This is a genomic window from Gilliamella sp. ESL1225 (assembly GCF_058502635.1).
This window is the reverse complement of the sequence record NZ_CP196358.1, coordinates 411213-426628: the sequence shown is the minus strand read 5'-3', so window position 1 is coordinate 426628 and position 15416 is coordinate 411213. Positions and strand designations below refer to the sequence as shown.

The 15416-nt window shown below is 35.4% G+C and carries 16 protein-coding genes; 4 read left to right on the top strand and 12 right to left on the bottom strand.

Features of this window, described 5'->3' with window-relative positions; genetic code table 11:
• Positions 1-5 precede the first annotated feature (5 nt).
• The 7 genes from rplV to rpsJ are packed head-to-tail and all read right to left on the bottom strand — an operon-like array spanning position 6 to position 3384.
• A complete protein-coding gene (rplV, locus tag ACSYSW_RS01805; protein ID WP_034947997.1) occupies positions 6-338 on the bottom strand; it encodes a 50S ribosomal protein L22 in 333 nt (110 codons plus the stop codon).
• Between the two features lie 13 nt (positions 339-351).
• Positions 352-630 carry a 30S ribosomal protein S19 gene (gene rpsS, locus ACSYSW_RS01800; RefSeq protein WP_024496505.1) on the bottom strand — a complete coding sequence of 93 codons (279 nt, stop codon included), beginning with the start codon at positions 628-630 and terminating at the stop codon, positions 352-354.
• Between the two features lie 24 nt (positions 631-654).
• Positions 655-1479 carry a 50S ribosomal protein L2 gene (rplB, locus tag ACSYSW_RS01795; RefSeq protein ID WP_491704976.1) on the bottom strand — a complete coding sequence of 275 codons (825 nt, stop codon included), beginning with the start codon at positions 1477-1479 and terminating at the stop codon, positions 655-657.
• Positions 1480-1497: 18 nt separating this feature from the next.
• A complete protein-coding gene (gene rplW / locus ACSYSW_RS01790; protein ID WP_491704977.1) occupies positions 1498-1800 on the bottom strand; it encodes a 50S ribosomal protein L23 in 303 nt (100 codons plus the stop codon).
• Positions 1797-2399, bottom strand: coding sequence for a 50S ribosomal protein L4 (rplD, locus tag ACSYSW_RS01785; protein ID WP_491704978.1), 603 nt, complete (start codon positions 2397-2399; stop codon positions 1797-1799). The genes rplW and rplD overlap by 4 nt, the downstream gene beginning before the upstream one ends.
• A gap of 16 nt (positions 2400-2415) precedes the next feature.
• Positions 2416-3042: a 50S ribosomal protein L3 gene (gene rplC, locus ACSYSW_RS01780; RefSeq protein WP_491704979.1), complete on the bottom strand. Its 627-nt coding sequence runs from the start codon at positions 3040-3042 to the stop codon at positions 2416-2418.
• A 30-nt stretch (positions 3043-3072) separates the two neighbouring features.
• Positions 3073-3384, bottom strand: a complete 312-nt coding sequence (rpsJ, locus tag ACSYSW_RS01775) for a 30S ribosomal protein S10 (RefSeq protein ID WP_006120582.1) — start codon at positions 3382-3384, stop codon at positions 3073-3075.
• A gap of 457 nt (positions 3385-3841) precedes the next feature.
• On the opposite strand from rpsJ, the gene rpsL reads away from it, so the two are divergent.
• The 4 genes from rpsL to tuf all read left to right on the top strand — a co-directional run bounded on the left by rpsL (position 3842) and on the right by tuf (position 8242).
• Positions 3842-4216, top strand: coding sequence for a 30S ribosomal protein S12 (rpsL, locus tag ACSYSW_RS01770; protein WP_491704980.1), 375 nt, complete (start codon positions 3842-3844; stop codon positions 4214-4216).
• A 97-nt stretch (positions 4217-4313) separates the two neighbouring features.
• Positions 4314-4784 (top strand): 30S ribosomal protein S7, encoded by a 471-nt coding sequence (gene rpsG, locus ACSYSW_RS01765; RefSeq protein ID WP_491704981.1) that lies wholly within the window; start codon positions 4314-4316, stop codon positions 4782-4784.
• Positions 4785-4885: 101 nt separating this feature from the next.
• Positions 4886-6988, top strand: a complete 2103-nt coding sequence (gene fusA, locus ACSYSW_RS01760; protein WP_491704982.1) for an elongation factor G — start codon at positions 4886-4888, stop codon at positions 6986-6988.
• Positions 6989-7057: 69 nt separating this feature from the next.
• Positions 7058-8242, top strand: a complete 1185-nt coding sequence (gene tuf / locus ACSYSW_RS01755) for an elongation factor Tu (RefSeq protein ID WP_491704983.1) — start codon at positions 7058-7060, stop codon at positions 8240-8242.
• Between the two features lie 202 nt (positions 8243-8444).
• On the opposite strand, the gene ACSYSW_RS01750 is transcribed toward tuf, so the two are convergent.
• The 5 genes from ACSYSW_RS01750 to znuA form a co-directional block, all read right to left on the bottom strand.
• On the bottom strand, positions 8445-8978 hold the full coding sequence (locus ACSYSW_RS01750; protein WP_491704984.1) for a DUF4865 family protein: 534 nt from the start codon (positions 8976-8978) through the stop codon (positions 8445-8447).
• A gap of 530 nt (positions 8979-9508) precedes the next feature.
• Positions 9509-10318, bottom strand: a complete 810-nt coding sequence (gene mutM, locus ACSYSW_RS01745) for a bifunctional DNA-formamidopyrimidine glycosylase/DNA-(apurinic or apyrimidinic site) lyase (RefSeq protein ID WP_491704985.1) — start codon at positions 10316-10318, stop codon at positions 9509-9511.
• Between the two features lie 11 nt (positions 10319-10329).
• Positions 10330-12663 carry a bifunctional glycosyl transferase/transpeptidase gene (gene mrcB, locus ACSYSW_RS01740; protein WP_491704986.1) on the bottom strand — a complete coding sequence of 778 codons (2334 nt, stop codon included), beginning with the start codon at positions 12661-12663 and terminating at the stop codon, positions 10330-10332.
• A 196-nt stretch (positions 12664-12859) separates the two neighbouring features.
• Positions 12860-14212 (bottom strand): murein DD-endopeptidase MepM, encoded by a 1353-nt coding sequence (mepM, locus tag ACSYSW_RS01735; protein WP_491704987.1) that lies wholly within the window; start codon positions 14210-14212, stop codon positions 12860-12862.
• A 141-nt stretch (positions 14213-14353) separates the two neighbouring features.
• Positions 14354-15349 carry a zinc ABC transporter substrate-binding protein ZnuA gene (gene znuA / locus ACSYSW_RS01730; protein ID WP_491706277.1) on the bottom strand — a complete coding sequence of 332 codons (996 nt, stop codon included), beginning with the start codon at positions 15347-15349 and terminating at the stop codon, positions 14354-14356.
• Between the last annotated feature and the right edge of the window lie 67 nt (positions 15350-15416).

Sequence of the window (15416 nt, the reverse complement as noted above, 5' to 3'; positions counted from 1 at the left end):
CCAGCCTAGCGATCTGAAACGATCACGGTGATGTGACTCGTACGCTTCAAAATTCGATCTGCACGACCTTTTGCACGAGGCATAATACGCTTCATGGTTGGGCCTTCATCTACGAATATTTTCGCAACTTTCAGATCATCAATATCAGCACCATCGTTATGCTCTGCATTAGCAATAGCAGATTCTAATACTTTTTTTACAAGTACAGCCGCTTTTTTGTTGGTGTACGTTAAAATATCCAGTGCCTGAGACACATTCTTACCGCGAACAAGATCTGCAACTAAGCGAACTTTCTGTGCAGAAGAACGAGCGTGGCGATATTTTGCAATTGTTTCCATCTCTTTCTCCTACTTATTTCTTCTTAGCTTTCTTATCAGCTGCGTGACCGCGATAAGTACGAGTCGGCGCGAATTCACCCAATTTATGACCAACCATTTCGTCGGAAACATAAACTGGAACGTGCTGACGACCATTATGGACAGCGATGGTCAAACCGATCATGTTAGGAAAGATCGTTGAACGACGGGACCAAGTACGAATTGGTTTCTTGTCCCCGCTTTCCACCGCTTTCTCTACCTTCTTCAGCAAGTGTAGGTCAATGAAAGGACCCTTCTTGAGAGAACGTGGCATAGCTAATCCTCTATATTAAATTAATTATTTTTTATTACGACGGCGAACAATATACTTATCAGTACGTTTGTTGCTACGTGTTTTCAATCCTTTGGCTTTTTGCCCCCATGGAGACACAGGATGTTTACCAAAGTTACGACCTTCACCACCACCATGTGGATGGTCTACCGGGTTCATTGCTGTACCACGAACAGTAGGACGAATACCACGCCAACGTGAAGCACCCGCTTTACCTAATACGCGAAGCATATGTTCTGAATTACCCACCTCACCAATAGTGGCACGGCAATCAGCTAATACTTTGCGCATTTCGCCAGAACGTAAACGTAATGTGACATAAGCACCGTCACGCGCAATGATTTGAACATAACTACCAGCAGAACGAGCAAGTTGACCGCCCTTACCTGGTTTCATTTCAATATTATGAACGGTAGAACCGACTGGAATATTACGCATCGGTAAACAGTTACCTGTTTTAATAGATGCATCAACACCAGATTGGATCTGATCACCTGCTTTTAAGCCTTTTGGAGCTAAAATATAACGACGTTCACCATCTTTATATAATACTAAGGCAATATTTGCACTGCGATTTGGATCATATTCCAAACGTTCAACAATTGCTGGAATACTATCTTTGTTACGTTTAAAGTCAACAATACGATAATGTTGTTTGTGACCACCACCGATATGACGAGTGGTGATGCGACCATTATTGTTACGACCACCAGTTTTGCTTTTTGCATCAAGCAATGGTGCATAAGGTTTACCTTTATGCAACTCTGGGTTAACCACTTTAACAACGTGGCGACGACCCGGAGATGTAGGTTTACATTTAACAACTGCCATTGTTCTTACTCCTCCGAATTACTCAGCGACGCCAGCAAGGTCTATATTTTGACCTTCTGCTAAAGTAACGTAAGCTTTTTTCCAGTCGCTACGGCGACCGATTTGTTGACCACGACGTTTAACCTTACCTTTAACGATAAGAGTATTAACATCATCTACTTTAACTTCAAATAGTTGTTCAACTGCGGCTTTAATTTCTCTCTTAGTAGCATCTTTAGCAACTTTCATTACTAATGTATTAGTTTTTTCCATCGATACTGATGCTTTTTCAGAAACATGTGGTGCACGCAGGATTTGAAGCAGACGTTCTTCACGGATCATGCTAACATCTCCTCTATTTGTTTAACAGCATCTACAGTGATAACCACTTTCTCATATGCAATCAAACTAACTGGATCAATACCTGCTACATCACGTACATCAACTTTATATAAGTTGCGTGCTGCTAAGAAAAGATTTTCATCAACTTCAGTTGAAATAATAAGAACATCATTAAGGTTCATATCATTCAATTTTTGAGTTAATAATTTAGTCTTTGGTGCTTCAACAGTAAATGATTCAACTACAATTAAACGTTCTTGACGCACTAATTCAGAGAAAATACTTTTTAATGCACCGCGATACATTTTACGGTTAACTTTTTGGCTATGATCTTGTGGTTTTGCTGCAAATGTTACACCACCGCTACGCCAAATTGGGCTCTTAATAGAACCTGAACGAGCGCGACCTGTACCTTTTTGACGCCATGGCTTTTTGCCTGAACCTGCAACTTCAGCACGAGTTTTTTGTGCGCGAGATCCTTGACGAGCCGCAGCCGCATAAGCAACAACAACTTGGTGGACTAACGCTTCATTAAACTCACGTCCGAAGGTAGTTTCGGAAACAGAAAGCGCTTGCGCGTCTTTTACTACTAATTCCATCTCTATCTCCCCGACGTTAAGCCTTGATTGCTGGTTTAACAATTAGATCACTATTGATCGCACCTGGTACTGCACCTTTTATTAATAAAAGGTTACGTTCAGCATCTACGCGGACAATATCAAGATTTTGAACGGTTACGCGTTCATTACCTAGGTGACCTGCCATCTTACGACCTTTGAACACTTTACCCGGAGTTTGGTTTTGACCAATAGAGCCATGACCACGGTGTGCCAAAGAGTTACCATGAGTTGCATCTTGGGTACGGAAATTCCAACGTTTAGTAACGCCTGCGAATCCTTTACCCTTAGATGTACCAGTAACATCAACTTTTTTAACGTCAGTGAAGATATCAACGTTAATGCTTTGACCTACAGAAAATTCGCCTTCTTCAAAACGGAATTCCCATAAACCACGACCAGCTTCAACGCCAGCCTTAGCAAAATGACCTGCTTCAGGTTTTGTTACGCGACTTGCTTTTTTAGCGCCAGTAGTAACCTGAATAGCTTGATAACCATCATTTTCAAGTGTTTTAACTTGAGTAATGCGGTTGCTTTGAATTTCTACAACGGTGACAGGAATAGATATACCATCTTCTGTAAAGATGCGAGTCATTCCTACTTTACGACCGATTAAACCAATCATTGTTTCGACCTCTCAATCATTCAGTTAGGATTAACCTAAACTGATCTGCACATCAACACCGGCAGCAAGATCTAGACGCATTAAAGCATCAACTGTTTTTTCAGTTGGTTCAACAATATCAACTAGACGTTTATGAGTGCGAATTTCATATTGATCACGCGCGTCTTTATTAACATGCGGAGAAATCAATACTGTAAAACGCTCTTTGCGTGTCGGTAATGGAATAGGACCACGAACTTGCGCACCAGTGCGCTTCGCAGTTTCTACAATTTCAGCAGTTGATTGATCAATCAAACGATGATCAAATGCTTTTAACCGGATACGGATTCTTTGGTTCGACATGGACCAAAACTCCACTATTTAAAAGTTATAACAAAAGATCACTACTCTTATCCTGTTGCGATTGACAGGAGAGTGTAATCCGTTCCTTTTTCGTAACTCCCATATCGGGAGTATTGTTGATATAAAAAATAGATGTTTTTATATCTTTTTAATTTACTTATTAACTTACCAATAAGCAAAGTGCGGTCAATTATACTTAAATAATCATCTATTGCAAGGGTTAATTAGCTTATAAATCCAAATAGACAACAAAGAATTTTCATTAAAATATTATTGCTCCAATTAATAAGCCTTTTCCTAGAATAATAGCTTACACTTGACAATCACTGCTTTCAGGTCTAGAATCTTGCGACCCAAAAGTTCTATATAATACATATATAGTTTTGGGAACTACAGTTATTAATTACGTATCTAAAAAGCAATTTTAAATTTATTTTAATTAATCAGGAGCTTATTAATGGCAACAATTAATCAGCTGGTACGCAAACCAAGAGCAGTAAAGGAAGCAAAAAGTAATGTTCCTGCACTTGAAGCATGCCCGCAAAAACGCGGTGTTTGTACTCGTGTTTACACAACTACACCGAAAAAACCAAATTCTGCATTACGTAAAGTTTGTCGTGTGCGTTTAACTAACGGCTTTGAAGTTACATCATACATTGGTGGTGAAGGTCATAACCTACAAGAGCATAGCGTGATTTTAATCCGTGGTGGTCGTGTTAAAGATCTACCTGGTGTTCGTTATCATACCGTACGTGGTGCATTAGACTGTGCTGGCGTTAAAGATCGTAAACAAAGCCGTTCTAAATACGGTGTTAAACGTCCTAAAGCTTAATGGAAACCCGTTAAGTAAGGCCAAACTATAATTCCATATAACTCATTTGAGTTTTGGGTAAACCTGAAAATTTATAACATATAAACGGAGTATTCCAATGCCACGTCGTCATGTTGTTGGTCAAAGAAAAATTCTTCCTGATCCGAAATTCGGTTCAGATTTACTGGCGAAATTCGTCAATATCTTAATGATAGATGGTAAAAAATCTATCGCAGAAACAATTGTATATTCAGCTCTTGATAAATTAGCTGAGCGAAGTGGTAAAGACCACTTAGCCGCTTTTGAAGTTGCTTTAGATAATGTTAGACCTACTGTAGAAGTTAAATCTCGCCGTGTTGGTGGTTCTACTTACCAAGTACCTGTTGAAGTGCGTCCTGTTCGTCGTAACGCACTTGCAATGCGTTGGATTGTAGATGCTGCACGTAAACGCGGTGATAAATCAATGGCTTTACGCTTAGCCAATGAACTAATGGATGCTTTTGAAAACAAAGGTACTGCCGTTAAAAAACGTGAAGATGTTCATCGTATGGCTGAAGCTAATAGAGCGTTTGCACACTATCGTTGGTAATAAGAAAGTTATTTTTATAGCTTGAAATTTTCTGATAGTGGTAAACGCTATCAGACACTACTAAATGATTTATGACAAACGATTCTAAATAGAGGATTAAAATGGCTCGTACAACCCCCATAGCACGTTATCGTAATATTGGTATTAGTGCTCACATTGACGCCGGTAAAACAACAACTACTGAACGTATTTTATTTTATACAGGTGTTAGTCATAAAATTGGTGAAGTTCATGATGGTGCCGCTACCATGGACTGGATGGAACAAGAACAAGAACGTGGTATTACCATCACTTCTGCCGCAACAACAGCATTCTGGTCTGGAATGGGAAAACAGTTTGAACCACATCGTGTAAATATCATCGATACCCCAGGTCACGTTGATTTTACTATCGAAGTTGAACGTTCAATGCGTGTACTTGATGGCGCTGTAATGGTTTATTGTGCAGTTGGTGGGGTACAACCTCAATCAGAAACTGTATGGCGTCAAGCAAATAAATATCATGTTCCACGAATTGCTTTTGTTAATAAAATGGACCGAATGGGTGCTAATTTCTTACGTGTTGTCGATCAAATCAAAACACGTTTAGCTGCGACTCCTGTTCCTTTAGTATTACCTATCGGTGCTGAAGAAGAATTTACTGGTGTCGTCGATTTAATTAAACGCAAAGCGATTAACTGGAATGAAGCTGATCAAGGCGTAACATTTACATATGAAGATGTTCCTGCAGATATGGCAGATCAAGTTGAAGAATGGCGTGCAAACTTGATTGAAGCGGCAGCTGAATCCAGTGAAGAGTTAATGGAAAAATACCTTGGTGGCGAAGAATTAACTGAAGAAGAAATCAAAAAAGCATTACGTGATCGCGTACTTGCTAATGAAATCATTCTTGTTACTTGTGGTAGCGCATTTAAAAATAAAGGTGTTCAATTTATGCTTGATGCAGTCGTTGAATATTTGCCTGCGCCGACTGACGTACCAGCTATTAAAGGTGAATTACCTAATGGTGAAGCTGCTGAACGTCATTCAAGTGATGACGAACCTTTTTCATCATTAGCATTTAAAATTGCAACTGACCCATTCGTCGGTAATTTAACATTTTTCCGTGTTTATTCAGGTGTGGTTAATTCAGGCGATACAGTTCTTAATTCTGTTAAAGATAAAAAAGAACGTTTTGGTCGAATTGTACAAATGCACGCTAATAAACGTGAAGAAATTAAAGAAGTTCGAGCTGGGGATATTGCTGCAGCAATTGGTCTTAAAGATGTCACAACAGGTGATACCCTTTGTGCTGAAAGTGCACCAATCATTCTTGAAAGAATGGAATTCCCTGAACCAGTAATTTCTGTTGCTGTTGAACCAAAAACTAAAGCAGACCAAGAAAAAATGGGACTTGCATTAGGACGTTTAGCTCAAGAAGATCCATCTTTCCGAGTTCACACTGATGAAGAATCAGGACAAACTATTATTTCAGGTATGGGTGAACTGCACTTAGAAATCATCGTTGACCGTATGAAACGTGAATTTAAAGTTGAAGCTAATGTTGGTAAACCGCAAGTTGCTTATCGTGAAACGATTCGTAATGCAGTTGAACAAGAAGGTAAATTTGTTCGTCAATCAGGTGGACGTGGTCAATATGGTCATGTATGGTTGAAGATTAAACCTCTTGAATCAGGTGGCGAAGGTTACAAATTCAACAATGAAATTGTTGGTGGTGTTGTTCCTAAAGAATACATTCCAGCAGTTGATAAAGGTTGTCAAGAACAAATGAAGAATGGTGTTCTTGCTGGTTACCCAATCGTTGATGTTGAAGTCACTATCTTTGATGGTTCTTATCATGATGTCGACTCATCAGAAATGGCATTTAAAATTGCAGGTTCAATGGCGTTTAAAGAAGGCTTTATGAAAGCAAAACCTGTACTTTTAGAACCAATCATGAAAGTTGAAGTTGAAACACCAGAAGACTATATGGGTGATGTAATTGGTGACTTAAATCGTCGCCGTGGAATGATTGAAGGAATGGAAGATACTGCTACTGGTAAAACAGTTAAAGCACAAGTTCCACTTTCTGAAATGTTTGGTTATGCGACAGACTTGCGTTCACAAACACAAGGACGTGCTTCATACTCAATGGAGTTTTTGAAGTACAATGAAGCACCAACTAATATTGCAACTGCAATTATTGAAGCGCGTAAAGCTAAATAATTTTATATAAATTCACGTCCCTTTTTTAAAAGTAAATAAGGGAAGTGATTTAATTAAGGAACAATTAAGATGTCTAAAGAAAAATTTGAACGTACAAAACCGCACGTTAACGTAGGTACAATCGGCCACGTTGACCATGGTAAAACAACTTTAACAGCAGCAATTACTTCAGTACTTGCTAAAAAATATGGTGGTCAAGCTCGTGCATTCGATCAGATCGATAATGCACCAGAAGAAAAAGCACGTGGTATCACCATCAACACATCACACGTCGAATATGACACTCCAACGCGTCACTATGCACACGTTGACTGCCCAGGCCATGCTGACTATGTTAAAAACATGATCACCGGTGCGGCTCAAATGGATGGTGCAATTCTAGTAGTTGCAGCAACAGATGGTCCAATGCCACAAACTCGTGAACACATCTTATTAGGTCGCCAAGTAGGTGTTCCTTACATCATCGTATTTTTAAATAAATGTGATATGGTAGATGACGAAGAGTTATTAGAATTAGTTGAGATGGAAGTGCGTGATCTTCTAACGCAATATGACTTCCCAGGTGATGATACCCCAATTATCCGTGGTTCGGCGTTAAAAGCGTTAGAAGGCGAAGCCCAATGGGAAGACAAAATTGTAGAATTAGCAGAAGCTTTAGATACTTATATCCCAGAGCCAGAGCGTGATATTGATAAACCATTCTTATTACCAATTGAAGACGTATTCTCAATTTCAGGACGCGGAACCGTTGTAACAGGACGTGTAGAGCGCGGAATTATCAAAGTAGGTGATGAAGTTGAAATCGTGGGTATTAAACCGACGACGAAAACAACTTGTACAGGTGTTGAAATGTTCCGTAAATTATTAGACGAAGGTCGTGCGGGTGAAAACGTTGGTGTATTATTACGTGGTACAAAACGTGAAGACATCGAACGTGGTCAAGTACTAGCAAAACCGGGTTCAATCACACCACATACCGATTTTGAATCAGAAGTTTATATTTTAAGTAAAGAAGAAGGTGGACGTCATACTCCATTCTTCAAAGGTTACCGTCCACAATTCTATTTCCGTACAACAGACGTAACAGGTACAATTGAATTACCTGAAGGTGTAGAAATGGTAATGCCAGGCGATAACATCAAAATGACAGTAAGCTTAATTCATCCAATTGCGATGGCAGACGGATTACGTTTTGCGATTCGTGAAGGTGGACGTACTGTTGGTGCCGGTGTTGTTGCTAAGGTAATCAAATAATTAGCAAATTAGCCTGAATATAAAGGGCATCAATTGATGCCCTTTATCAAAAATATTTTGATTAAGAATAAACCTCGATTTTTCGAGGTTTATTTTTTTATAAAAGATAATCCTTTAAGTCAAATTATTGGCTCAGTTTCCAAGTGACTTGAGGGGCTAATCCATTTTTTATATAAAATAACAATTTACATCATTATATTAATCATTTATCTAACGATAAATGTAAAACTTCATACGTTTTTTCGTTTTGACCTATTACAGATGGTTTATGATCAAAAAAAGTAAATTTTGCGAATTTCCATTTATCAGGATTATAAATAATCACGCTTCCTAATTCGTTAGGAGATTTTTCAGATTTAAAATTGAAATTATTTAACGATTTTTGTTGTGGGATATCAAAATATTGCTCTAGCAAATATTTACTTTTAGAGAAAGATTCAGTTAAATCGATAAATGCCGTAATGCCTATTTCAATATTTTGCCAACCAAAAGAATCAAGGATATTATCATAAAACCCATTGAATATAAATTTTGTCATACCATCAGTCTGTTTCCAAACATAAAGTGGAGAGTAACTATTCTCTATATCTCCTTTATTTGTTTCAGTGATTAAATAGGCTTTAAATAATAAATCTTGAAATTTATCTGTTTTATTTCCATTTAATCTAATTCTTTCTTTTATTATTCCCATGTCATAATTATCAGGTAATATAATTTTATATTGCATAGCTTGCATAATAGCTTCCTTATTAAGTTAAAAAGTAACTTACCATGTTATGGTATACTGATAACGATTTGTGTAGTAGATGCTCAATAATAATATCTGATCTGATTATTTTACGTCAACCATCCAACTTTATATAAAAAATCATGTTAATTCACACCTCATTGTTGGTCCTATGTATCAGCTATTAATCAGTATGCAATCTAAACAGTGTGAAATTTAATTTGATAGAGAATAATTTTTTATTCAAACATTATCTACATTAAAGAATATTAGCTTGCATAGCTTTTGCTCATAAAATTGAGGAAAATAAGTAGGAATACTACTCGCTTAAGAATATTTAAATGACATAATGTTGAAAATTATATCAATTTGTTTTAATTAAATGGTTTAAGATAATTTTGTAGATGATTTAATTGAAATAGTTAAGCTGAAAATCGATATAAAGATAATAAAGATGAAATTTTTCTTAATTATTTTTATATAAAAATCGATCATTGAACTCATATTTTGAATTTTAACTTTAAACAACTCTTCATAATTTATTTTTGGCACGTATCACAATAAAATGTATTTCGCTGTGCTATTTTTATAGCTTTTATTTTTGTGCCACAATTATAACAAGGTTGATTAAATCGCCCATAAACTTGTAATTGCTGAGCAAAATATCCTGGTTTTCCATTAGATTGGAAAAAATCTTTTAGTGTTGTACCACCTTGTTCGATTGCTTTAATAAGTACTCGTTTTATTGCCATTGTTAATGTTTCAAACTCATCTAATGTCAGAGAATTAGTTGCGCGTAATGGATTAATTTTTGCCATAAACAATGATTCAGAAGCGTAAATATTACCTACACCAACCACAATATGATTATCCATAATCCAAGTTTTTATAGGCACTCTTCGATTTTTAGCCTTATTAAACATATAAACAGCAGAAAAATCATTACTTAAAGGCTCAGGCCCTAAATGATTTAATTGCGAAATATCTTCAAGAGTATTCCCCCATAGCCATGCACCAAAACGCCTTGGATCAGTATAACGCAATACAGTACCATTTGCTAAAACCAAATCAACATGATCATGTTTTTCCGAAGGTTTATGCGAAGTTAAAATATGTAATCGTCCGGACATTCCTAAATGAATAACTATATAATTCTTCGATAATTTAATAATTAGGTATTTTGCACGTCTTGTAATAGAGATTATGGTTTGACCTTGTGCTTGTTCTATATCATTTGTAATCCTCCATCTTAATTGAGGTTGGCGCACAATAATATTTTGAATATTGTTTCCTTGTAAATAAGGTTTAATACCTTGTAATGTAGTTTCAACTTCTGGTAATTCAGGCATATTTAGCTCACTTAATGAGATAACATTTCAGTAACCCAATCGGGTGCTATATTTTGATTACTGACAGGTTGTTGATTCAAACAAAGACTTTTTGGATTAGTTGTCCATACAGGTAGAATCCGTATACCATTACCCTGACATTGCCACTGACCTTTTTCATCTATAGGCAACATAAATACATTTTCAGGAATCGGAAGATTTAAATTTTTAGGTGGATTATATTGTAAAAATTCATCATAAATTCTTAATGAACCTGTGGCACCGCTTAATTTCATCGGTGTTTGATCATCAAATCCCACCCAAATTATACTTACATTTTTATCATCAATACCAGCAAACCAACTATCACGTCCATCATTAGTTGTTCCGGTTTTCGCAGCTAAATTAAATGAACCATAACTTGCTTTTAAAGCGCGAGATGTACCGTTTTCTACACTTTGCTGTAATGCAAATGTCGTTAAATAAGCAGCTTGTTTCGATACGGTTTGAAATTGTTGAGGATAATTTTGATAGACAAGTTCACCTTTTTCACTTAATACAAAACGTAAAATAGATAATGGTGCACGCTTTCCATTATTTGTTATTGTTTGAAACATTTGAGCAGTCTCAATAGGGGTAAGTTCTATTACTCCAAGAAGTCGAGATAGTAAATTAGGAATATGATCAACCCCGATTCCCAAAGCTTGTAATGTATTCTTAGAAGCATTTAATCCTACAGCTATCCCTAAATTTACAGTTGGAATATTTAACGAATTGGCTAAAGCATCAACTAACATAACTTGTCCTCGATATTTTCTATCAGCATTACGAGGTTCCCAATAGTTATTTTTATCAATTTTTATTGATAAAGGATTATCATCCAACCAAGTATTAAGTTGATACTTATCAGGATGGCTAAGTGCCGTTAAATAAGTTGAAGGTTTAGCAAGTGAACCTATTGCTCGTCTCATTAACCAAGCACGATTATAACCGGCATAAGATGGATCTGCGCTACCTATAATCGCACGAATTTCACCAGTCTCACGACTAACAACAGCCATTGCTGTTTGTAGATCTTTATTTGTTTTTTTGCGTAAAATGTTTATCTGATGAGTAATGGCTTGCTCTGCAGCTGCTTGTATGACAGGATCAAATGTGGTAAATATTTTCATACCTGAAAGATGGTTCGCTTCATCACCAAGTTGTTTTCTTAGTTCACTCCGTACAATTTGCATAAATGCAGGTTGTGGAGAAATGACCCCACCTTTTGGTAAGACAGCGAGAGGTTTGTTACTTAATAAGGTGAATAGTTCATCATCAATAATTCCTTGATCTCGAATAAGCTTTAAAACTACATTTCGACGTTCAATAACACGTTCTGGTTGTGTCCAAGGATTATAGATCGAGGCTCCTTTAACCATTCCGACTAAAACAGCTTGCTGGTCTAAAGTCAATTCATTCACTGGCCGACCAAAATAATATAAACTTGCTAGTGGAAAACCATGAATTTCTTCACCATTACTTTGCCCTAAATATACCTCATTAAGGTAAAGTTCTAAAACTCGTTCTTTACTATAGCGAGCATCTAAAATGATAGCCATCAAAGCTTCGCGGAGCTTACGTTGTAAACTACGTTCATTCGTTAAAAAAAGATTTTTAACAGTTTGTTGCGTTAAGGTGCTTCCACCTTCTGTACGACCAGTTGTAAGATTTACAAAAATAGCTCGAGCAATTGAATAAAAGCTAATACCATCATGTTCATAAAATCTTTTATCTTCCGTCGCAATAAGTGTTTTAATTAAAGAATCGGGAAATGATTTTAAAGAAACAAAAAGCCTTTGCTCGCCATTAGGTGAATGAAGCATTGTGATTAATTTAGGATCAATCTTTAATAAACCAAAATTACGCCCTGTCTCTAAATTGATAATATTATCAATTCTATTTTGATGGAAAGTAATTTTTACTTTAAACGCTTGCTCTTCTCCATCTGGAAACGTAAAAGGACGCCTATAAATTTCAATATCATTTCCATGAACAATAAATTCGCCAGGTCTCGTTATTTTATTAACTTGTTGTCTATATTGAGCACCTTTCAAGATTGCAACAATATCACTTAAATTATAGTCACTATCAAGCTCAAGATCGATAATTTGTCCATATACCGCTGCGGGTAATTCCCATACATTACCATCAATTTTTTCTCTAATTTGTTGATCAAGATAAATACCATATATGATTAATATCGCAAGTAATACAATAAAGATTTTCAAGATTAAAGCCCAAAATCGCCTCTTGTTAGAAGGTTTTGTTTTAGAACGCTTTTTGTGAGAAGGGCTTTTTTTAGAAGATTTTACAGACTTTTTCAAACTTTACCTAGCACGGACAATCGATTAAAAATTGTCTTATAATAACATAATTTTAAAAAGGCGTTCTAAGTTAGTTAAAATATCATTTAGCGATTAGCCGACTTAAGACAAAAATAATGTTCAAATTCCTTCTTCAAGAAGGAATATATCTTATATCCGTTAAATTAAAGACAATAAATAATAAAACAAGTTATGATTAAAAACTAAGTTGTGTTTGAATTTGTTTTACTTTTGACATAAAAGCAGTTTTCGACTTACCCGTTAAACCTTCTGATATAGGTAATGCTGCTTTTAATGGATCAACAGGTTTATTATTAATATGCAATTCAAAATGTAAATGCGGGCCTGTTGAACGCCCCGTATTACCTGATAAACCTATTTTATCGCCTTGTTTAACGTGTTGACCTGTTTTTACTAAGATTTTGTCTAAATGCATATAAGTAGTCATATATTGTCGACCATGACGAATAGCAATATAGTTACCAGCAGAGCCACTATACTTCGCTATAACAACTTCCCCATCACCAACTGAAAATACAGGAGTACCGCGTGAAACAGCAAAATCAACACCTTTATGTGGGCTGATAACTTTAGTGACAGGATGGAGACGGGTCGGATTAAATGGGGATGAAATTCGAGCCATACGAGCTAAAGGATAGCGTAAGAAACTCTTCGATAAACTAGCACCATTAATATCGTAAAATTGTCCATCATCTGCCAAAATGGCATAATAATCCTTGTTACCATTTTTGATGCGCACACCTAACAATTGACTATTAACAATACGATTTCCAGTCATATCTCGAACTAAAACGGCAATAAATTTATCACCCATTTGCAAGCGTTTAAAATCAAGTTTCCATTGTAATGCTTTTGTAATAACTGCAATTTCATTAACTGACAACCCACTTCGACGAGCATCTACAACAAAACTATTTGTAATTTCCCCTTGCAAAATGACATTCTTAGATGTAATTTTAATCGCTTCCGTGCTTTCAATAAATGTATTTTCGGATTTTTCAAAAATTCGGATATTGTTGTTAGAAACCGTCCAATTAAAAGATAATAAATTATTTTCATCATCGGTAGTCCAACTAATTTGTTGACCTATCCGGAGATTAGCCAATTGTTTAAACTTATTAGTTAATTGATAAATATCATTCCGATTAACATTATTACGGACTAAAATATCATGTAAATTATCACCACGTTCTATTGTATATTGAATAGTATTTGCTTTATCATCAATAATATCATCTAATTCATCTTTAACAATATCATCTTCAGGAATATCTGATGATTCAGTTATTGCCGCTTCTTTAGTTTTTTCATCTACAATTTCGATATGTACATTATCGCCAAGAGATCGATTGTCTATAACTGTTGTTTGTACTTGAGTATTTAATGGAAGATATTCCGTGCGTTCAAGATTTAAGGGGCGCCATAAGAAAGAAAATGAAACGATAATAATAAGAACACCCAATATTGAAAAGTAGGTAGTTCGATAATTATTTTTTTCAATATTAAATGATACTTTTTGCTGTTCCAAAATAAACCTTAATTATAATCTATTTCCATTTATCATCAAAGAGACCGAATAATACTCTATATTTTCTAAAAAAGTTATAAAAATATTTTTGCTAATCTTTTAATTAAAAAGATTATATTTCTATGAAATTTTAGATTTTCATTATTCATCTAAACAGTTCAACAATTTTTGTGTAATATTTAATAAAAATTGAGAATAAGCCTCTTTTGTTGGTGATATACCAATCCCTAATGGTTCCAATTCACCGATATGAACATCTGTTCCATCCGTTATTTTATAAACAACGGCAGAATTAAATTGCGGTTCTGTAAAAACACATACTGCTTTTTTTTCTTTTAATTCTTTTTGAATTTCATAAATCCTTTTTAATCCAGGTTGGATTGATGGATTAATAGTAAAATTTCCGAGATTTTTTAAATTAAAATATGACTCAAAATATCCAAAAGCATCATGAAAAACAAAATAGCCCTTATTCTGAATCGGTTTTAATTTTTTTGCAATAATTTGTTCTATCTCATTTAATTTTACATCAAATTCGTTTAGATTTTGATCGATCAAATCGCGTTGTTGAGGATATAAAATAATTAATTTGTCACGTATTGCTTGAGCAATAATTTTTGCGATAGTAGGCGAAAGCCAAATATGTTCATCATAAGTACTATGGTCATGGTCATGGTCATGGTCATGGTCATGGTCATGGTCATGGTCATGGTCATGGTCATGGTCATGGTCATGGTCATGGTCATCAGCAGTATGAATATGCCCCGATCTAAGTAAAGGTTTAATTTCAGGTAATGTTATTAATTCTAATTGTTTCCTTGGATCAATATTTTTTAAAACCGTCGGCATAAAAGTTTCCATATCTTTACCAATCCAAATAATTAGCTCTGCTGATTTGATTTTAGTAAGATCCGAGGGTTTCAATGAATAAGTATGAGGTGAACTACCGTCAGGTAGTAAAATATATGTATCCGTTACTCCTGATGCAATTGCTTCAGTAATGAATCCGATAGGTTTAACAGAGGTAACTATTGTTGCTTTAGCTGTAAAAACAAAACTACTAATTAATAGTAACGAAACGAATTTAAGCAAAATCATATAAAAATTATAAAATTTCTTTTGTCGATTATTTACCATCTGCTCACCTAAATTTTATATAGTATACTAGAATTCTATTTATTAATTGTTATATTATAACATATAT